19 protein-coding genes are annotated in these 20,389 nt (G+C 59.8%); 14 read left to right on the top strand and 5 right to left on the bottom strand.

The annotated features are described in order from the left end of the window. Positions 1-106 precede the first annotated feature (106 nt). The 8 genes from pnuC (at position 107) to BLU01_RS26095 (ending at position 6,548) form a co-directional block, all read left to right on the top strand. Positions 107-670, top strand: coding sequence for a nicotinamide riboside transporter PnuC (pnuC, locus tag BLU01_RS26130; RefSeq protein WP_092280921.1), 564 nt, complete (start codon positions 107-109; stop codon positions 668-670). Beyond that, positions 667-1,191 (top strand): AAA family ATPase, encoded by a 525-nt coding sequence (locus BLU01_RS26125; protein ID WP_092280919.1) that lies wholly within the window; start codon positions 667-669, stop codon positions 1,189-1,191. Before pnuC ends, BLU01_RS26125 begins: the two co-directional genes overlap by 4 nt. A gap of 355 nt (positions 1,192-1,546) precedes the next feature. After that, a complete protein-coding gene (locus BLU01_RS26120; RefSeq protein ID WP_092280917.1) occupies positions 1,547-1,996 on the top strand; it encodes a hypothetical protein in 450 nt (149 codons plus the stop codon). A gap of 1 nt (position 1,997) precedes the next feature. Continuing rightward, a complete protein-coding gene (locus BLU01_RS26115) occupies positions 1,998-2,576 on the top strand; it encodes an adhesin (RefSeq protein WP_092280915.1) in 579 nt (192 codons plus the stop codon). A gap of 64 nt (positions 2,577-2,640) precedes the next feature. Continuing rightward, entirely contained in the window at positions 2,641-3,639 is a 999-nt protein-coding gene (locus BLU01_RS26110) for a heme utilization protein (protein ID WP_092280913.1), read from the top strand. A 63-nt stretch (positions 3,640-3,702) separates the two neighbouring features. Further along, a complete protein-coding gene (locus BLU01_RS26105; RefSeq protein ID WP_092280911.1) occupies positions 3,703-4,383 on the top strand; it encodes a C39 family peptidase in 681 nt (226 codons plus the stop codon). Between the two features lie 43 nt (positions 4,384-4,426). After that, positions 4,427-5,194, top strand: coding sequence for a hypothetical protein (locus BLU01_RS26100; protein WP_092280909.1), 768 nt, complete (start codon positions 4,427-4,429; stop codon positions 5,192-5,194). Between the two features lie 46 nt (positions 5,195-5,240). Further along, complete coding sequence (locus BLU01_RS26095) at positions 5,241-6,548, top strand: transporter (protein WP_092280907.1); 1,308 nt, start codon at positions 5,241-5,243, stop codon at positions 6,546-6,548. Between the two features lie 57 nt (positions 6,549-6,605). Here the strand turns inward: BLU01_RS26095 and BLU01_RS26090 are convergent, their stop codons facing one another. Beyond that, entirely contained in the window at positions 6,606-7,931 is a 1,326-nt protein-coding gene (locus BLU01_RS26090) for a sigma-54 dependent transcriptional regulator (protein ID WP_092280905.1), read from the bottom strand. 356 nt (positions 7,932-8,287) lie between these two features. On the opposite strand from BLU01_RS26090, the gene BLU01_RS26085 reads away from it, so the two are divergent. Both BLU01_RS26085 and BLU01_RS26080 read left to right on the top strand, forming a co-directional pair. Then, positions 8,288-8,554 (top strand): hypothetical protein, encoded by a 267-nt coding sequence (locus BLU01_RS26085; protein WP_092280903.1) that lies wholly within the window; start codon positions 8,288-8,290, stop codon positions 8,552-8,554. 226 nt (positions 8,555-8,780) lie between these two features. Next, the gene (locus BLU01_RS26080; RefSeq protein ID WP_092280901.1) at positions 8,781-10,070 is read left to right on the top strand and encodes an NHL repeat-containing protein; all 1,290 of its coding nucleotides are present in this window, start codon (positions 8,781-8,783) and stop codon (positions 10,068-10,070) included. A 33-nt stretch (positions 10,071-10,103) separates the two neighbouring features. Here BLU01_RS26080 and BLU01_RS26075 read toward each other — a convergent pair whose 3' ends face one another. The 3 genes from BLU01_RS26075 to gnd are packed head-to-tail and all read right to left on the bottom strand — an operon-like array spanning position 10,104 to position 13,425. After that, positions 10,104-10,928: an HAD family hydrolase gene (locus BLU01_RS26075; RefSeq protein ID WP_092280899.1), complete on the bottom strand. Its 825-nt coding sequence runs from the start codon at positions 10,926-10,928 to the stop codon at positions 10,104-10,106. After that, positions 10,925-12,448: a glucose-6-phosphate dehydrogenase gene (gene zwf / locus BLU01_RS26070; RefSeq protein WP_092280897.1), complete on the bottom strand. Its 1,524-nt coding sequence runs from the start codon at positions 12,446-12,448 to the stop codon at positions 10,925-10,927. Before zwf ends, BLU01_RS26075 begins: the two co-directional genes overlap by 4 nt. Beyond that, complete coding sequence (gene gnd, locus BLU01_RS26065; RefSeq protein ID WP_092280895.1) at positions 12,445-13,425, bottom strand: phosphogluconate dehydrogenase (NAD(+)-dependent, decarboxylating); 981 nt, start codon at positions 13,423-13,425, stop codon at positions 12,445-12,447. Before gnd ends, zwf begins: the two co-directional genes overlap by 4 nt. A 274-nt stretch (positions 13,426-13,699) precedes the next feature. Here gnd and BLU01_RS26060 point away from each other — a divergent pair, with 274 nt between their 5' ends. The 4 genes from BLU01_RS26060 to BLU01_RS26045 all read left to right on the top strand — a co-directional run bounded on the left by BLU01_RS26060 (position 13,700) and on the right by BLU01_RS26045 (position 19,671). Beyond that, the gene (locus BLU01_RS26060; RefSeq protein WP_092280893.1) at positions 13,700-13,879 is read left to right on the top strand and encodes a DUF6026 family protein; all 180 of its coding nucleotides are present in this window, start codon (positions 13,700-13,702) and stop codon (positions 13,877-13,879) included. Positions 13,880-14,195: 316 nt separating this feature from the next. Continuing rightward, a complete protein-coding gene (locus BLU01_RS26055) occupies positions 14,196-15,944 on the top strand; it encodes a phosphoethanolamine transferase CptA (protein WP_092280891.1) in 1,749 nt (582 codons plus the stop codon). A 279-nt stretch (positions 15,945-16,223) separates the two neighbouring features. Then, complete coding sequence (locus tag BLU01_RS26050) at positions 16,224-18,464, top strand: TonB-dependent siderophore receptor (RefSeq protein ID WP_092280889.1); 2,241 nt, start codon at positions 16,224-16,226, stop codon at positions 18,462-18,464. Between the two features lie 1,000 nt (positions 18,465-19,464). Next, the gene (locus BLU01_RS26045; protein ID WP_092280887.1) at positions 19,465-19,671 is read left to right on the top strand and encodes a hypothetical protein; all 207 of its coding nucleotides are present in this window, start codon (positions 19,465-19,467) and stop codon (positions 19,669-19,671) included. Positions 19,672-19,760: 89 nt separating this feature from the next. Here BLU01_RS26045 and BLU01_RS26040 read toward each other — a convergent pair whose 3' ends face one another. Beyond that, a complete protein-coding gene (locus BLU01_RS26040) occupies positions 19,761-20,342 on the bottom strand; it encodes a DinB family protein (RefSeq protein WP_092281751.1) in 582 nt (193 codons plus the stop codon). Positions 20,343-20,389 lie beyond the last annotated feature (47 nt).

The raw sequence follows: 20,389 nt of genomic DNA, 5'->3' as shown, positions 1-20,389 counted from the left end.
CCTGCTCGCTCCTACAGGGTTTGTGTCTGGAAGCTTCGGGCGAGCCCTGGCCAGACAATCTGGGTACAATCCGCTCCCTCTGCGACTTCCCCTCATAGGAACCACCATGTCCGGGCTTGAACTGTTTGCTGCCGTCCTCGGCGTGATTGCCGTTTGGTTGACGGTCAAACAGAACCCCTGGTGCTGGCCCATCGGGCTGGTGATGGTGCTGCTTTATAGCTGGGTGTTTTTCGAGGTCAAGCTGTATTCGGACATGCTGCTGCAGGTGGTCTACGCCGCGCTGCAACTCTACGGCTGGTGGCAGTGGACCCGCGCCGGCGCCGCGCACAATGGCCGCCAAGTGACTCAACTGGATAATCGCTCGGTGGCGCTCGGGTTGGCGGTCGGCGCGGTTGGCAGCCTGTTGCTCGGCGCCGCGATGGCGCACTGGACCGACGCCGCGCAACCGTGGCTCGACGCGGCGCTGACCGGTTTCAGCCTCGTCGCGCAAATGTGGATGGCGCAGAAACGCCTGCAATGCTGGCCGATGTGGGTGGTCCTCGACACGATCTTCGTAGGCCTGTTCATCTATAAAGGCCTGTACCTGACCGCCGCGCTTTACGCCTTGTTCACCGTGATCGCCGTGCAAGGCTGGCGTGAATGGCGCGCCGATCCGGCGTTGCACGCATGAAAGTGCTAGTGCTCACCGGCCCCGAATCCAGCGGCAAGAGCTGGTTGGCCGCCGAGTTGAAAGCACGCTTCGGCGGTGTTCTGGTGGATGAATACGTGCGCCGCTTCATCGAAGAAAACCCGCGCGACACTTGCCTCGCCGACATTCCCGAGATCGCCCGTGGCCAGTTGCAATGGGAAGATCAGGCCCGCGCTGCGCAGCCGCGTCTGTTGATTCTCGACACGCACTTGCTGAGCAACATCCTCTGGAGCCAGACCTTGTTCGGCAGCTGCCCGGCGTGGATCGAGGCGCAGTTGCTCAGCCGACATTACGATTTGCACTTGCTGCTGTCGCCGGAACAGGTCGACTGGACGGACGATGGTCAGCGCTGCCAACCGTCGCTGGACGAGCGCCGGGCATTCTTCGATGCGATCCACGGATGGCTCGAACAGCATCGACAACCGTTTCAAATCCTCCGCGGAAACTGGGCCGAGCGCCGCGATCTGGCCGTCGAAGTGGTGACTCGTCTGCTGGCCTCCTGACCCGTGAACTGGGGCGTTTGCCCCATCTATTCCCCCTGTTCTGGGGGAAAAGTGTCCATTGCTGAAACACCCTCCTCTCGAAAAACCCCGAAACAAAGCCCTTCATCATCCTGTCATCGCAGTTGTTAAACGCCTGAAACACCCCGCCGGTAAGCGTTGATCTAGAGCTTCTTGATCAATTCAGCGTGTTTCAGCGGCTGAACGCTGTCTCAGCGCTGAAACAGTGCGACTTGCTTCTCCGTTCCCGCCAAAGCTAACCCACTGAAATTCAATAACAATCCAAAAGCGGCACAGCTTTCGCTCTTTCCTCCACAACGCTGACCAGGGCCAGCCCACTAAAAGAAGGAATTGCGTCGTGGGGACATTCAATAAAGGTTTGACCGGCCTGCTGATCGGATGCGCTGCCAGCTCAGTGCTCAGTTTCAACGTTCAGGCAGAAGGCAATGGCGTCATTGTGCTGCAACGTGACGTTCAACCCATTGCCATCGGCCGCAATGGCGGCAAAGACCCCTACCCCACCACGGTGAACGCCAACCCTTCGGAACGCGTGGTGCAAACCATCGGCAGTGCCGAATTGAGCGACGGCGACTTTGCCAGCATCGCCAGCGGTTCTTCGATCAGCAACAACATCATTTCCCAGAACGGTTCCGGCGTCCCCGGGATGAACGTGGTGACCAATCCCAACGGTTTGCCCGGCATGAGCGCCGGCCACGGTGGCGGCAGCGGCGGCGCGATCTCGGGCACGATCAATCGCGCGATGACGTCCGGCCTCGCCCCGCTGACCCGCATGGCGGGAGGCCAGTGAGATGAATCGTTCGCTGATTTTCCTCACCCTGCTCGCCAGTGCAAGTGCCATGGCCGATTCCAATGTACCGGTGGTCAACAACGCCAACATTCAGGATTCCGGCACTCAGTACAAAGGCAACTTCAACGTCAACCAGGCGGCCGGCGATCAACTGCAACAGACCAACACCCGCGCTATCGCCATCGGCAGCAACGCCTCGGCGACCACCACTGTGCGCCAAAGCCTCGACGCCGCCGCCAACCCGGCGATGAACGCGACGGCGACCATCGGCGGCAGTTCATTCAGCAATGGCAACGGTGTGCTCGGCGTCAACCAGAGCGCCGGGGCCAACAATCAGATGGCCAACGCGATGCGCGTGAGCATCAGTGCTAACCCGCAAAGCATCGACGACAGCGTCCTTTCACAACAGAACGTGGCGTTGTTACCAGACTCAGGAGCAACTGAGGCCCCAACCGGCAGTCGCCAGGTCGTTACCAGCGACCAGGCCTTCACCGGCAGCCGAGGGGTAATCCAGGTGAACCAGAGCGCCGGGGTGGGGAACCGAATGGCTAACACCCTGAGCATCCGGGTCGCTGACTGACCCAAACCGCAGTGCGATTAGAAAGTACCAACACTTAACCAACTAATAAGCACGGAGAAACACCATGAAACCAACAACGGCTCTCAAACCACTGGTTTTCGCGCTCGCCGCAGTGATGGCAATCGCCGCTCAAGCAGGCGGTCGTGACAATGGTCACGGTAATGGGCACGGCAACGGGCATGGCAACAACCAGCCTCAAGGCCCAACCCTGGATCAAATCCTGTCCATCTCTGCCGGTGCCGGGGCCACCGTGCTGGATGCCCAGGACAACGACGGCAACTCCGTAACCAACCAGGGCACGCTGAATAACGCCGCTGCCGCCGACTCGCTCAATGGCTCCAACGGCAACATGGGTGCCAACGTGGCATCGGGTGACGGCAACCAACAAGACAACGCCGCGGCCCTGGCCACCGCTGACGAAAGCTTCATCTTCGGTTCGGCCGTTGCTGCTTCCAGCGCTACTCAGACCAACACCGGCAACACTGTTGCCAACTACTCCAACGTCAACCAGGCCGTGCTCTCCAACGCAGGCAACAACGGTTCCGGCAACATCGGGATCAACGTCACGGCCGGCAACTTCAACCAACAGAAAAACAACCTGGCAATCGCTGTTTCGGGTGGTCGTGTAGCCGCAGCCGCTGCTGCAGCCAACCAAAGCACCTCGGGCCTGACTGTTGATAACAACGCCGTGGAAAACACCCGCACCGATACCCTGTCCAGCACCTTTGCTGCGGCCGGTGGATTCGTCGCTTCGGGCACTGCAACTACCGAAGGCAACAACGGTAATGGCGGCGGCTGGGGCAACAACCGTGGCGGCCATGGTGGCGGCAACGGTGACTCCACTTCCGACTTCGTAGCGGTAGGCGTATTCGGGCTGGCCGGTGTAACCACTTCGCAAGTGCTGACTCCAGATGGCTGGAAAGACCCTGTAACCAACACTGCAATCATGCAGAACTCGATGAACAACTTCTCCGGCAACGGCGGAGCCAACGTGTCCTCGGGTGTTGGCAACCAACAAAGCAACTCGCTGTCCATCGCCGCAGGTTGCAGAGCCTGCCTGTAATCGCGATCGAACCGAAAGCCCCGGCAACGGGGCTTTTCCACAGTCCGCAAAGGCGTATCGATCATGCGTAGAACGGCCCTGTTCGCACTTATCTGCCTGTCTGGCCTGACCCAGGCCGCTCAGATGCCGATTGCCGCCCTGCCTGGCGGCAACCTCGTCTACAAGCAGGTACAGAGTGTGCGTGAGCGCAAGTTCAGCGACATCGTCGAACAGAAAACCGACTTCAGTTGTGGCGCTGCCGCACTGGCGACGGTGTTACGCCAGGCTTATTGGCTGGACGTCGATGAGGAGCACATCATCAAAGGCATGTTGGTCAACGCTGACCAGAACCTTGTACGTACTCAAGGTTTTTCCATGCTGGACATGAAGCGCTACATAGAAAGCATCGGCATGCGCGCCCGTGGCTACAAGATCCCGCCGGAGAAACTCGACGCTGTAACGATCCCGGTGGTGGTACTGATGGAAGTTCGCGGCTACAAGCACTTCGTGGTGATGCAGCGTGCCGACAAGAAACACGTTTATATCGGCGACCCGGTGTTGGGTCACAAGCGCTACTCCCATGACGACTTTGTCAAAGGTTGGAACGGCATCGTCTTCGCCATCGTCGGCCCCGGTTACGACAAAGCCAATGCTTTGCGTGACCCACCCGCGCCGCTGACCGCGAAGAACAAGATGGATAACTTCAACCCGGTCAAAGATGCTGAACTGATGGATTTTGGTTTCATACAGAGCGACTTCTTTTAATCGCCAAATGATGATTTGGGGCAGGATGCTCCGGGAGCAGCAAATGAAAACCTCATACTGGCTGGCTGCCGCGTGCCTGGCGGCGAGCGCATCCGGCTACGCCAACGGTTTTAAACCCATCGAAATACAGGACCAGGAGCTTGCCGAGCTGCGTGGTCGGTATGTCATGCCGGGACGGATTATCAGTTTCGGCATTGTCATGAACAGTACCTGGCGCAACGCCAGCGGGGACTTGATCGGCGCATCAACCGCCATGCAGATCCAGGCAGCCACGGTAAAACCCGAATTCTATGTTTCAACCATTCAGGAAGTGGGCGCCGGCGCCAATGCCGGAGCCAACGCCGCCTCGGTGCCCGCCGTGGGCACCGGCAATGTCGTCGGTGGCGCGGGCCTGGCCACCAGCCAGGGCGTAACGCAAAGCGTACGCGCCGCCGGCGACAGCAACACCGCCTACAACGATGTGGCGATCAACGTCACCGAGGCCAGCGCGCCGCCGCCAATCGCCGCCCCGCAGGGTCAGGCGCTGGTGAGCGGGCAGACTATTTCCAGCAGCAATGCCGCTGGCAATGTGTCGGTCTCGGCGAACGCCAGTGGCGTGCAAATGGCGATTCAGGCCAGCGGCAATCAGGGCACCGCGCTGCAGCAAATTGCCCAGGGCGGCCTGTTGCAAAACACCCGGTTACTGGGCAGTAGCAACACGGTCAACAACATGACCCAACTCAACGTCGTACTTAACAATAACGGCGCGAGCCTGGGTGCTCTGGATTGCAATCTGACGCAACTCAAAGGACTACGCAGCCTAGGATATTGAACTACGCTGAGTCTCGATCATTGGGCTTAAAGGGACGGCTTATTTCATGTATCGATCAGTATCACTGCGTGCAGTTATTTGTTTGAGCACTCTTTTCCCGGCGGTCATGGTGCAGGCAGCGACCGACCCCGACATAGAGACCTTGAAACAGGAACTTCTGGAGCTGAAGCAACGATACGAAGTACAACAAAAAGCATTAGCGGTACTCGAACAAAGGGTTCGCCAGGTTGAAGATCAACCGGCGACACCACAGCCTAAACGCTTGGCCAAGTCCCCGGCCGACATGAAAGGCAATCAGCGCGTCGCCACCGGCACCGGCGCCGCTGCTGCATCGGGAGGCGCCGCTGGGGGCGGCGGCGCATCTTACGGGCAATCGCTGGCAGACGATTCGCAACCGGCGCAGAGCGTGTCCAACTTGTATGACGAAGCCAGCGGCTTCTTCGGCGGCGGCAAGTTCAGCTTTGAAACCGGGGTGACTTACGCCCGCTACGACACTCGCCAACTTATCCTTAACGGTTTCCTGGCGCTGGATTCGATCTTCCTGGGCAACATTAACCTCGACCGCATCAAGGCTGACACCTGGACACTTGACCTCACCGGTCGCTACAACTTCAACAACCGTTGGCAGTTCGACATCAACGCGCCAGTGGTTTACCGCGAGTCGACTTACCAGTCCGGTGGCGCCAACGAAGGTGCCGCCGGGGTTACCAGCGAAGAGACGGTGACCAAGGATCCGACCCTGGGCGACGTCAACTTCGGGGTGGCCTACAAGTTCCTCGACGAATCGGTCAACACGCCGGACGCCGTGGTTACCTTGCGGGTCAAGGCACCGACCGGCAAAGAGCCGTTCGGGATCAAGCTGCGCCAGGCGCAAAGCAATACCAACTTGTTTGTGCCCGACGACTTGCCGACCGGTAACGGCGTCTGGTCGATTACCCCGGGCATCTCGCTGGTTAAAACCTTCGACCCGGCAGTGCTGTTCGGCACCCTCTCCTATACGCATAACCTCGAGGAGTCGTTCGACGACATCAGTTCCACGGTCAATCAGAAAACACCGGGCAAAGTGCGGATTGGTGACAGCTTCCAGATCGGCGCCGGCGTCGCGTTTGCCTTGAACGAGAAGATGAGTATGTCGTTTTCGGTGTCTGACCTGATCCAGAAGAAAAGCAAACTCAAGCAGGACGGCGGCGACTGGCAATCGGTGGTCTCCAGCGATGCCAACGCCGGTTACTTCAACGTCGGCATGACCATTGCGGCGACCGACAACTTGACGATCGTGCCTAACTTGTCGATCGGCATGACCGACGATGCGCCCGACTTTCAGTTCAGCCTGAAGTTTCCGTACTACTTCTAAACGCAATAACGAAAAAGCCCCGCAGCGATGCGGGGCTTTTTGTTCAAGTTGAAAGTGTCAGCGAATCTGGTGTTTGTGCAACAACCGGTAGAACGTTGGCCGCGACACTCCCAGCACTCTTGCCGCAACACTCAAGTTGTCACTGTGACGGTTCAACACATCGCATAACGCCTGGCGCTCGGCGCGGGTTTTGTAGTCTTCCAGCGTCCCCATCGGCGCAGCGATACTTTGCTGGCTCATCAGCCCCAAGTCGCGGGCCTCGATCTGCCGTCCTTCAGCCAATACCAAACCACGCCGCACCCGGTTGGCCAACTCGCGCACGTTGCCGGGCCAGTCGTGTTTGCCCATGGCAATCAGCGCGTCTTCGCTGAAACTGCGCGGTCGGCGCCCGGTTTCATGGCTGTAGAAGTGCGAAAAGTGGTTGGCCAGCATCGACAGATCGCCGTGCCGTTCGCGCAACGGCGCGGTGACGACTTGCAGGACGTTGAGGCGGTAATACAGATCTTCGCGAAAGCGCTTCTTTTCGATCGCCGCTTCGAGGTCGACGTGGGTTGCCGCCAATACGCGCACATCCACCGGAATCGGCTGACTGCCGCCGACGCGCTCGATGTGTTTTTCCTGGAGAAAACGCAGCAGATTGGCTTGCAACTCCAGCGGCAAATCGCCGATTTCATCGAGGAACAATGTGCCGCCGTTGGCCGCTTCGATCCGCCCGACCTTGCGTTGATGGGCGCCGGTAAAGGCGCCTTTTTCGTGGCCAAACAGTTCGGATTGAATCAGGTGTTCGGGAATCGCCCCGCAATTGATCGCCACGAAGGGCCGGTTGTGGCGCTGGGATTGGCGGTGCAGCGTGCGCGCGACCAGTTCTTTGCCGGTGCCGCTTTCGCCGCGGATCAGCACTGGCGATTCGGTCGGCGCCAATTTGCTCAGCAACTTGCGCAGCTCGCGAATCGGCTTGCTGTCACCGAGCAATTCATGTTCCGGCTGGTTGACGTGGATCGTGCCCTGCCCGCGCAAACGCGCCATGCCGAACGCGCGCCCAAGAGTGACCTGCACCCGCGAGACGTCGAACGGTAACGTGTGAAAATCGAAAAACCACTCGCAGACAAAGTCCCCGACGTTCTGCAAACGCAGGACTTCCTGATTAAGTACGGCGATCCATTCGGTGCCGCTACGACTGATCAGTTCCTTGACGGCGTCGGGACGGTCCAGATGATAAGGCTGCAATCGCAAGAGGCCGACATCGCAACTTCGCGCGGCGGCGTTTTCCAGCGTACAGCTATCGACATCCCACCCAACGGAGCGCAAACCGGGTAAAAGACGATGGCAATCGTCACAAGGATCAACCACTAATAGACGTCTTAAGGCAGGCGCTTCGATCATGACTGTTCCTTGGCGCCAAATTAAAGGAAATATTATTAAAAACAGTCGTTTGGCGGACCTGGCTGTAACATTAGCAAGAAATTGACAGGGCCTTAAATCGTTTGACTATAGGAGTGTTAACTAATTAGTTATAAGAGGGGGGGTTTGTTAGTTACCTAACGACTTAAGCCCTTTCACCAAGCTTTCAGTCTGCTCTGCAAGTAGCTCTCAACATTGCGTATATGAAAGAAAGTTGAATTTTCTTTGCTTTGGGTGTGACCCAACCCCCCGGTGCGTGCATCAGTACAAGTAACCAGCCGAACGGTAAGCCCAACCGACGGCGGATCACTTGATTGGGCATAGAGAGAGAAGATCCCATGACCGCCCCGCTCCGTATCAACGAAGCTCTTTTGATTGCCGACCGCGCGTTCAAGCCATTTCAATGCGTGGCCTGGGCGCCACAAGAAGGCAACGGCGAACTCAGCCTGAGCATCATCGACCGCACTAACACGCGCATCAGCCACGCGCAGATTCCAAGCAGCGCTTATTCCGATCCAGTGCAACTTGAACACTTGCTGGAACAGACCCGCGCCGCGCTGAGCGAAGATGGCTATACCCTGCAATCGTGGTCTATGCCGCACTGATTTAAAGTCCAAAGATCGCAGCCTTGTGCAGCAACTGCCAAGGCTGCGATCGGTTATTACTTGGCACGCTTTTCATTGGTTCAAAAAGACACTGTTCTGGCACATAACGACCCTCCGTTGGTTAGTTATCACCGTTGTGTGTTTGGCTGTTCAGGGATTGAATGTTTCGCACGCGAAAGTTGCCCTCCCGGCGCCCGGGTAGAGGGAACTGAAAGGAGATGCGTGCATGCTCACCCAAACTGTTATTGCCCGCCCCACCGTCGTTAATGAAGCCGGACACCTTGATCACAGTTTCGCCGCCAATGGCAAAGCGCAGGTGTATTTCGCCGGCAGTTTGTCGAGCATGGCCAACGGCGTCGCCATCGATGCGCGTGGCAGGTTACTGGTCGCGGCCAAAGTCGGCACCAGTGGCGGCAGTCGGTTTGGCCTGGCGCGGCTGCTGGACGATGGTTCGGCGGACCTGACCTTCGGCAATCTCGGCAGTCTGGTCGGCCAATTTGCCTTGGGCAGCGAGGCCATGGCCAGCAACGTGCACATCCTGCCCTGCGGCTCGATTCTGTTGTCCGGTTTGCACTACGAAAACGCGCACCGCAGCCTGCCGGCGCTGGCCCTGTTTGACGCCCATGGCCAACCGGTTCGCGAGTTTGGCGACAATGGCCGATTGGTCGTGCGCCTGCCCGGCAATCTGTCGCTGGGCATGCGTGACGACTGGTTGCCGCCAGGCGTTCCGGGCGCCGAAGCCTGTGCTGTCGACGTTCAAGACGATGGGCGAATCCTGCTGCTGGCCAATCATCATTTCGAACTTGCCGATCACGTCGGGCTGCTGATCCGCTTGAATGCCGACGGCAGCCTCGACGACCAATTCAACGGTCGTGGTTTTGTAGTGGTCAGGCATTTACTGATGAATACCTGGCTCGGCAGCCTGACGGTGCAGCGCGATGGGCGGATCCTCGCTGGCGGTTCGATCAATTTCCCCGAAGAAGGCTTGCTTGCGCGCTATCACGCCGACGGGCGACTGGATGACAGCTTCGCCGTCGATGGTTTCATGACCTTCAAATCTCGCGAGCGTGGCGCGCAAATCAGTCAAATCATTCAACACGACAATGGCGACTTGCACTGTTTCGGCAGCGGCCGGGACCCGATGCATTGCCTGTCGCTCAAGCTCCACAGCAACGGTCGCCCGGATCATCATTGCAACGAGGGCCAAGCGCAGCACCTGGAAATCGGCCACAGCGGCAGCCAATGGACCGCCGCGCAGGCGCAAGCGGATGGCCGCGTGGTGGCGGTGGGCGCGACGATTGGCGGCGTCGAAGCGGATTTTATCCTCGCGCGCTATTTGCCGAGCGGACTGCTGGATCGCAGCTTCGCCACGGGCATGGGCTGGGTGCGCACGCGTCTGGGGCGCAGCCTCGATACCGCCACCTCGCTCGCTGTGCAGGCGGACGGGCGAATCGTCGTCGGTGGCTATTCGCTGGACGGCCGTTATCGCGCGGTGGTCGCCCGCTATTTCGGCTGATCCCGACCGCGCCGCGATCGTTTTGCGGTGATTTTACGTGCGGGGCAGGATATAGCGCTCGATTGCTTGCGCGGCGCCGTCCTCGGTGTTGGCGCCGGTGACGACGTCGGCCTGGCGTTTGACCGTTTCTTCAGCCTGGCCCATGGCAATCGACAACCCGGCACGATGAAACATCGCCGGGTCGTTGCCGCCATCACCCATCGCCGCCGTTTGCTCCAGCGGCACGCCGAGGTAGTCGGCCAAGGTCGCCAGCGCATCACCCTTGTTGGCTTGCATCGCCGTCACGTCCAGATAAATCGGCTGCGAACGCGACACCTGCGCCTGCCCGTCGACTTTCGGCAGCAGCAGCGCTTCCAGTTCGATCAACAACTGCGCGTTGTTGCTGGTGGCGACGATCTTGTCGATCTTCTGCAGATACGGCTCAAAGCTCTCGACCACTACTGGCGGATAACCCAAGCCGCTCTGTTCGCGCGGGACCATCGGGCCGTGCGGGTCTTTGAGCAGCCAGTCGCCGCCGCTGAACACCCAGATTTCGATGTCCGGGCGATCAGCAAACAGTGCCAGTGCAGTCAGCGCGGCAGTCACCGGCAAATAATGCGCGACCAGCAACGTGCCGTCGGGTTTGACGATGGTCCCGCCATTGAACGCGGCGGTCGGCAGGTCGACGCCCAGGGCTTCGATCTGCTGCAACATGGCTTTGGGCGGACGGCCGGTGGCCAGGCTGAACAGCACGCCGGCCTCACGCAAGGCGCGGACCGCTTCGATGGTGCGCTGGCTGAGGCTGTGATCGGGCAGCAGCAACGTGCCGTCCATGTCGCTGAGCAGAAAACGGATGGGATGTTTCACGTCGTCACTCATCCGAGGCTATGCCACACGCGACCGTCGCGGGTCAGCAGGTCTTCGGCGGCTTGTGGGCCGTCCTCGCCGGCGGCGTAGGTTTCAACGCGCGCGTCCTGCTGCCAGGCGTCGAGGAACGGTTGTACGGCGCGCCAGCCGTTCTCGATGTTGTCGGCGCGCTGGAACAGCGTCTGGTCGCCGGTCAGGCAGTCGTAGATCAGCGTCTCGTAGCCGGTGGACGGCTGCATTTCGAAGAAATCCTTGTAGGCGAAACCCAGCTCGATGTTGGCCATTTTCAACGCCGGCCCTGGCCGCTTGGCCAGCAGGTCGAACCACATGCCCTCGTTCGGCTGGATCTGGATGCGCAGGTAAGTCGGCTGCAACTCATCGACTTCGGTGTCGCGGAACTGTGCGTACGGCGCCGGTTTGAAGCAGATGACGATTTCGGTGTCGCGCACGCTCATGCGCTTGCCGGTGCGCAGATAGAACGGCACGCCGACCCAACGCCAGTTGTCGATCATCACTTTCAGCGCGACGTAGGTTTCAGTGCTGCTGTCGGGGGCGACGTTGTTTTCCTCGCGGTAACCGGTCAGCGGTTTGCCATCGACTTGGCCGGCAGCGTATTGCCCGCGCACCGAGTTGGCCCGTGCTTCTTCGACGGACCAGGGACGGATCGCGCCCACCACTTTGGCCTTCTCGCCACGCACCGCATCGGCGCCGAACGCGGCCGGCGGTTCCATGGCGACCATCGCTAGCAGTTGGAACAAGTGATTGGGCACCATGTCGCGCAATGCGCCGGTGTGCTCGTAGAAACTGCCACGGGTTTCAACGCCGACGGTTTCCGCCGCGGTGATTTGCACGTGGTCGATGTAATGGTTGTTCCAGAAGGCTTCGAACAGGCTGTTGGAGAACCGGCTGACCAGAATGTTCTGCACGGTTTCCTTGCCCAGATAGTGGTCGATCCGGTAGATCTGCTTTTCCGACATGACCTTGAGCAGGCAGGCGTTCAACGCTTCGGCGGTGTGCAGGTCGGAGCCGAACGGTTTTTCGATCACCACCCTTCTGAACGCATCCGGGGTTTCAATCAGCAAACCGGCGCTGCCGAGGCGGTTCACCACCTCGCTGAAGAAACGTGGCGCGGTGGCCAGATAGAACACCGCATTGCCGGTGCCGCTGGCGGCGATTTTCGCCGCCAGGGCTTGATAAGTGCTGTCGTCCAGGAAGTCGCCCTGGACGTAGCTGATGCCTTTTGCAAGCTTGGCCCACAAGGCCGGATCAAGCAGCTGATCGCCCTTGCCGACTTTGCTCGCCGCTTCGGTGCGGATGAAGTCTTCGAGTTTTTGCGCGAAGGCTTCATCGCTGATGGCGTTGTGGTCAACGCCGATGATCCGCAATCCATCGCCAAGCAGGCCGTCGCGGCTCAGGTTGTACAGCGCCGGCATCAGCAAGCGCTTGACCAGGTCACCATGGGCACCGAACAGGAACAGCGTGGTCGGTGGTGCGGGTTCTGCTTTGGATTTATTGCGGATCGTATGGGTCATTTTTTCGGAGTCTCCACGTGGCCGCCGAAGCCGAAGCGCTGGGCCGAGAGAATTTTGTCGCCGAAGGTGCCCTGACCGCGCGAACGGTAGCGCGAGAACAGCGAGTTCGACAGCACCGGTACCGGCACGGCTTGCTCCATCGCAGCTTCGATGGTCCAGCGACCTTCACCGCTGTCGGCCACTTCGCCGGAATAGCCGTCGAGCTTGGGATCGGTGGCCAAGGCGTCGGCCGTCAGGTCGAGGAGCCACGAGGAGACCACGCTGCCACGGCGCCAGACTTCGGCGATGTCGCCGACGTTGAGGTCGAAGCGCTGGTCTTCCGGCAGATGAGTGCTGGATTTGGTCTTGAGAATGTCGAAGCCTTCGGCGAAGGCCTGCATCATGCCGTACTCGATGCCGTTGTGGATCATCTTCACGAAGTGACCCGAACCGGCTGGGCCGGCGTGGATGTAGCCACGCTCGGCACGGTCGTCATCGGACTTGCGGTCCTTGGTGCGCGGGATATCACCCAGGCCCGGCGCCAGGCTTTCGAACAATGGATCGAGGCGCGTGACGGTCTCGGCGTCGCCGCCGATCATCATGCAGTAGCCGCGCTCCAGGCCCCAGACGCCGCCGGAGGTGCCGACGTCGATGTAGTGCAGGCCTTTGTCCGCGAGGGTTTTAGCCCGGCGAATGTCGTCCTTATAGTAGGTGTTGCCGCCATCGATGATGGTGTCGCCCGCCTCGAGCAGGTTGCTCAGGGTGTCGATGGTGTCTTCGGTCGGTGCACCGGCCGGCAGCATGACCCAGATGGCTCGTGGCTTGGCCAGGCCGGCGACCAGTGCAGGCAGGTCGGCGACGCCGGTGGAACCCTCTTTGGCGAGGTTTTCGACGAAGGCGGTATTGCGGTCGTAAACAACGGTGGTATGCCCATTGAGCATCAGGCGCCGCGCAATGTTACCGCCCATGCGGCCCAGTCCAATAATCCCGAGTTGCATGTGCTGATGCTCCTTACTACAAATAAAGTGTGTCAAAGGTTATAGCCCAACGCGACTAATGTGGGTTAGTCCAGAGCGCCGGGATGAAGTTTCCGGGCATTGTGCCCGATTCCAGACACATAACGTCGGCAATCGTCTTAAAGACACACCGACCGTGAAAAATAAAAAAGTTCCATTCACGGGCAAAAGAAATCAAAATCGCGGCCGATAGTGAAGGAGTCGCTCGCAAGAACGACACAATCACAGTTGATGCAGGCCATTTGCGAGGTGAGCAATGGACACAATCGTTACCGCACGTCCCCCACAAACTCTCTACGTCACGATCCGTCGTGATGAACTGCGCCAATTGAAAGACGAGCGCGACGCCTTGAAAAACCAGGTGGTGCAGCTACGGCAATTGTTGCAACAGCAGGCACAGTTGGCCGGGCACGCCATGCCCGCGTTGAACGCCTGACCTCCCAGTTCCGCCGGCGACCCTGTGGCGAGGGGGATTGCCCCCGCTGGACTGCGCAGCAGTCCCATTCTTGTCCAGAAACACAGGGCGCTTCGCTGGCCCAACGGGGGTAAACCCCCTCGCCACAGAGGCCTGCAGTCAATGAAAAGCCATTGGCTGCAGGACTACCTGTCGCGTTCCTGAACAAAACTCACAAACTTTTCACACTCCCCTAGCGATACTCCCGATCCTTGTGGCTGTTCGGTTCCCGGACAGTGGTATTTCGTGGGTTCGCTTGATGACGCCGGAGCTTAAACAATACCGGTGGGAGTTCTGAATGGCAGTGTTCAAACGCAGCAAAACGTCTGCGACAGGATTTGATTGGGCCGGATTTCTCTGGCTGTTCGTGTTCTTCTGGTACTTCTCGGGTATTACCCAACTGCTGATCCAGCTGACTGGCACCTCCGGTTTCACCGGGTTCCGCCAGGCTTTCGTGATGAGTGCCGTGTGGCTCGCGCCGATGTTGCTGTTCCCCAAGCGCACGCGCCTGTTGTCGGCGCTGATCGGCGTTGTGTTGTGGGCCTGCTCGATGGCCAGCCTGGGCTACTTCTTCATCTATCAGCAGGAGTTTTCCCAGAGCGTCATCTTCATCATGTTCGAGTCGAACATCTCTGAAGCTGGCGAGTACATGACTCAATACTTTGCCTGGTGGATGGTTGCGGCGTTCCTCGCCCATACCCTGTTCGCCTACTTCCTGTGGACCCGCTTGCGCCCGGTGTACCTGCCGCGCGGTCAGGCGCTGGTCGCCGCCACCGCGATCATCATCGCCGTGGTCGGTTACCCGCTGATCAAGCAAACCGCGCGCACCGGCAGCCTCGCCGGCGGTTTCGAGAAATTCGAAACACGCATCGAGCCGGCCGTGCCATGGCAGATGGCCGTGGCCTATCACCGTTACCTCGACACCCTGGCCGGCATGCAGGACATGCTGCACAGCGCGAGCAAGATCGCGCCGCTGAAAAACCTCCAGAGTGCCGATGCCGACAAGCCGCAGACGCTGGTGCTGGTCATCGGCGAGTCGACCAACCGTCAGCGCATGAGCCTCTACGGTTACGACCGCCAAACCACCCCGGAACTGGACAAGCTCAAGGATCAACTGGCGATCTTCAACAACGTCATCACCCCGCGCCCCTACACCATCGAGGCGCTGCAACAGGTGTTGACCTTCGCCGACGAAGAGAACCCGGACCTGTACCTGTCGACGCCGTCGCTGGTCAGCATGATGAAACAGGCCGGCTACAAAACCTTCTGGATCACCAACCAGCAGACCATGACCAAGCGCAACACCATGCTCACCACGTTCTCCGAACAGGCTGACGAGCAGGTGTACCTGAACAACAACCGCAACCAGAACGCCGCGCAATACGATGGCGATGTGATTGCGCCGTTCAACAAGGCCTTGGGTGACGCGGCGCCGCGCAAGCTGATCGTCGTGCATTTGCTCGGTACGCACATGAGCTACCAGTACCGTTATCCGCCAACCTTCGACAAGTTCAAGGACCGCAACGGCGTGCCACCCGGCGTGCATGACGACGAATTGCCAACCTACAACAGCTACGACAACGCGGTGCTGTACAACGACTTCGTGGTGTCGAGCCTGATCAAGGATTACGCCAAGTCCGATCCGAACGGCTTCCTGTTGTACCTCTCCGACCACGGCGAAGACGTTTTCGACTCCCCGGGCCACAAGACCCTCGGGCGTAACGAAAACAAGCCGACGGCGCCGATGTACACCATTCCGTTCATGGCATGGGCCTCGCCGAAATGGCGCGAAAGTCACGACTGGAATTTTGCCGCCGACCTGAGCCGCCCTTACAGCAGCTCGCACTTGATCCACACCTGGGCCGACCTGGCCGGGCTGAGTTTCGACGAACTGGATCGCAGCAAAAGCCTGGTCAGCGACAGCTTCACCCCGCGCCCGCTGATGATCGGCAACCCGTACGAAAGCAAACAGCGCCCGCTGATCGACTTCAGCCTGATCAAACCGAAAAACCCCGTGCTCCCCGAGCCAACGGTGGTCAAGCAATAACCCCGCCGCCCTTGTAGGAGCTGAGCTTGCTCGCGATAGCGGTCTGTCACGCAACATCAATGTTGAATGTGCCGACCCTTGTAGGAGCTGAGCTTGCTCGCGATAGCGGTCTGTCACGCAACATCATTGTTGAATGTGCCGACCCCTTCGCGAGCAAGCTTCGCTCCTACAGTCCTTTCCTAAAGATGATAATAATTCTCGTTTTAGCCTAAATCCCCCCGCCCGCCTTCGTCTTTGAGCAAACGGAATTTTTCCCTCGAAGACAAGGAGTCGGCCGCGATGTTCGCGCCTATCACCCGTTCCATGACCTTGACCCTCGGCCTGTGCAGCGCAGCCCTGAGCCCCGACCTGCTGGCCGAAACCGAACCCGACAAAGACCCGGCCGCCAGCGCTTTGGAGCTCACCGCGACCAACGTCACCGCCGAAGGTCTGGGCACCACCACCGAACACACCGAGTCCTACACCACCGGCGCCATGAGCACCGCGACGCGGCTCAACCTGTCGATCAAGGAAACCCCGCAATCGGTGTCCGTGGTCACGCGCCAGCAAATGGACGACTTCAAGCTCGGCACGCTGACCGAAGCCATGAGCCAGACCACCGGCGTGGTGGTCCAGCACAACGACTCGGACCGCGTCAGCTATTCGTCGCGCGGCTACACCATCAACAACTTCCAGATTGACGGCATGCTCAACACCTTCGGGCGGATGAAATCCGACTCCGACACCATCATCTACGACCGCATCGAAGTGGTTCGCGGCGCTACCGGGTTGACCACCGGCGCCGGCGACCCGTCCGCCACGATCAACATGGTGCGCAAGCGCCCGACCGCGCAATGGCAAGCGCAGACCGGGGTCAGCGGCGGCAGTTATGACGATTACTACAGCTACGTCGACGTCGGCGGGCCGCTGGCATTCGACGGTCGCTTGCGCGGGCGCAGCGTGCTGGCGTATCGCGACAGCCAATCGTTCCGCGATCATTACCAGATGCAACGCGAAGTCGGTTACGGCGTGCTTGAAGCTGATCTGACCGATGACACAGTGCTGGCGGTCGGTTACGACTATCAGGACAAACAGGTTCAGGGCACCTCGTGGGGCACCGTGCCGTACTGGAACTCGTCGGGCGGCAAAGCCAACCTCGGCCGCTCGACCAACATGGCAACGCCGTGGAGTTCCTGGCCGCTGAAGGACAAAACCGCGTTCGCCAACCTCGATCAGCAACTGGGCGGCGGCTGGCAGTTGAAAGCGGCCTACACCCACCGCGAAAGCGATACCGACGGCAAGGTCTACTACGGCGGCGCCGGTTTCCCGAATGACGACCGCAGCGGCATGAGTGCCTACAGCGGGCACATGGTCGGCGAACAGAAAATGAAAGCCTACGACTTCAACGTCGCCGGGCCTTACTCGTTGTTCGGGCGCGAGCACGAAATGATGTTCGGTTATGGCGAAGCGGAGCGTAGTTCGGACAACCCGTACACCGTCGGGGGCGGCGTGCCGAAGGGCTACGGCAATATCGCTGACTGGAAATACATGGGCGATATCGCCAAATTCCCGGACACCGTCACCGCTCGCACCGGCTCCACCGACAGCACCCGGCAAAAGGCCGGTTACGTGGCGACCCGGCTGAGCCTGACCGACAAATTTCACGCGGTGCTCGGCAGCCGTTACGGCAGTTGGAAAACCGCCAGCCACAGCTACCGTTACGACAAAAACCTGCAATTGACCGGCGTCGAAACTACCACTCAGCAGCAGAACGATATCTGGACGCCGTACGCGGGTTTGCTCTACGACTTGACGCCGGAATACACCGCGTATGTCAGCTACACCGACATTTTCAAGCCTCAGGACAACCGCGACGCCAATCGCAAATACCTCGGACCGGTTATCGGCAGCAACTATGAAGTCGGGCTCAAGGGCAGTTTGTTGGACGAACGCTTGAACGTCGCCACGGCAGTGTTTTGGAGCAAGCAGGACAACGTCGCCGAACTGGATGACTCGGTGCCACCGGATCCAGCGACTGGTGAGGAGTTCTACAAGTCCGGGGGCAAGGGCCAGAAGGTCCAGGGTTTTGAAGTGGAAGTATCCGGCGAGGTAATGACCGACTGGAACATGACCGCCGGCTACACCTACACCCACGCCGCGAACGGTGAAAAGCAGCGGGCCAACACCACGCAGCCCTTGAACATGTTGCGTATCTCCACCGCGTATCGCCTGCCGGGCGACTGGCACGCGATGACCGTGGGCGGCGCAGTGAATTGGCAGAGCGATATCTGGGGCCAATCCAACCGCCCGATCGGCCGCGATGCCGACGGCGACCTGATCACCGAAAACGCGAAAATCCGCCAGGGCGCCTACACCGTGGTCAAGCTGATGTCGCGCTACGAGTTCGACCGCCACCTGTCGGCCTCGCTCAACGTCGATAACCTGTTCGACGAAAGGTATTACGACAACGTCGGCTTTTATAACGGCGTGTACTGGGGCGACCCAAGGACCGTAACGCTGAGCCTGGACTGGAAACTCTGAACCCTCGCCACAATCTGCCGGTTGTGGGATTGCGGTTGGATGCAGTAGCCGCGGTCACCACAGGCCAAATGTGGGAGCGAGCTTGCTCGCGATGGCCATATCAGCCCCAACATCATCGGTGCGGCTGCCAATGCCATCGCGAGCAAGCTCGCTCCCACAGGGGTTGTGGTTGACCGCAGCTGCTGCGCTCGCCGCAAATCCAATGTAGGAGTGAGCCTGCTCGCGATGGCTATTTCAGCCCCAACACCTCCGTCGCGCCTGCCGACGCCATCGCGAGCAGGCTCACTCCTACAGGGATTGCGGTTGGCTGCAATGGCCGCGGTCACCACAGACCAAATGTGGGAGCGAGCTTGCTCGCGATGGCCATATCAGCCCCAACATCACCGGTGCGGCTGCCAATGCCATCGCGAGCAAGCTCACCCCTACAGGGGTCTGTGGTTGACCGCAGCTGCTGCGCTCGCCGCAAAACCAATGTGGAGTGAGCCTGCTCGCGATGGCTATTTCAGCCCCAACTTCTCGGTCGAGGCTGCTGACGGCATCGCGAGCAGGATCACTCCCACAGGGATCGCGGTTGGCTGCAGTAGCCGCGGTCACCACAGGCCAAATGTGGGAGCGAGCTTGCTCGCGATGGCTATATCAGTCCCAACATCACCGGTGCGGCTGCCAATCCCATCGCGAGCAAGCTCGCTCCCACAGGGGTCTGTGGTTGACCGCAGCTGCTGCGCTCGCCGCAAATCCAATGTAGGAGTGAGCCTGCTCGCGATGGCTATTCGGCCCCAACTTCTCGGTCGAGGCTGCCGACGGCATCGCGAGCAGGCTCACTCCTACAGGGGTTGCGGTTGGATGCAGTAGCTGCGTTCACCAGGCCAAATGTGGGAATCATCCTTTTCCTACATCCCGATCGCCGTTAACCCCGACTTAATGAGGCCTGCCGATACTGCGCCCACGCCCTCGAATCACGGATGAAAGGCACCCCGTCATTCTTAGTGGGAGATACACCATGAAACGAGTCAGCCTGATCCTCGCCGGTCTTCTAGCCCTCGGTTCCACCAGCGCATTCGCCGAAGGCGGCGCTGAGCGGATGAAGCATTACTGGGCCAACTTCCCGGTCAACACGGCGCAAACCCAAGCGGAACAACGACAGAGCGGCGAACTCCGGGTCCCGGATGACCAAACCGCGCAAGTCACTGAAACTTACAAACCCTGAACCGATGGACCTCTGGCGATCTTGCTCCGACGCCAGGGCTTACACCTTGGGCGTCCTGATGGACGCCTTTTTTTATGCCTGCGATTTGCTCAGTGCCCCCAGATCAACTCTTCCGTCCAGCCCAGTTCCGCGAAGTCCTCAGCCCGCAAACCCGCCTCTCCCACGCAAAAAAACTCGTCCAGTTGCGGCGGCGTGACCGTCGTGCCACTGAGCATCGCGTGAACTTGTCCGCGATGGTGTAGTTGGTGTTCGAACAGGTGCGCAAGCATGCGCAAGCGACTGTCGTGCTGCGGGGTGTCCCGGGCGATGGTCACCAATCGCCCGAGGTCGGCATCGCGCAATTGTTCGCAATAAGCGATGAGCCGGCGATCCACCTGCGCTTGCTCGTACCGCAGATCGGCGCCGAGCGTGAACGGCTGCTGATCGTTGAAAAACACGTAGCAATCCGGGTGCGGCACGTCACCGCGCAACTCGCGCTCCAGCGCGTCCACGTAAAACCAGTCGCAGGTCAAAATGTGATTCAGCGTAGCGACAATGCTCGGGAAGAAACTCACCCGTGGCGCCGCCAGTTCCGCCGCGCTCAACTGGCCCCAGGCCTTGGCCAAACGGTGATTGGCCCAGGCATTCTGATAAGCCATGGTCAGCAAATGGTGAGACAGAGGTTGAGTCATCATCGCGGCTCTCTTATCGAAACGCTCTCGCGCCCAAAGGCTCGTGC

The organism is Pseudomonas prosekii, from assembly GCF_900105155.1.
GTDB lineage: Bacteria > Pseudomonadota > Gammaproteobacteria > Pseudomonadales > Pseudomonadaceae > Aquipseudomonas > Aquipseudomonas prosekii.
Note: the sequence above shows the minus strand (reverse complement) of the source record. Positions and strands in the feature narration are given on the sequence as shown.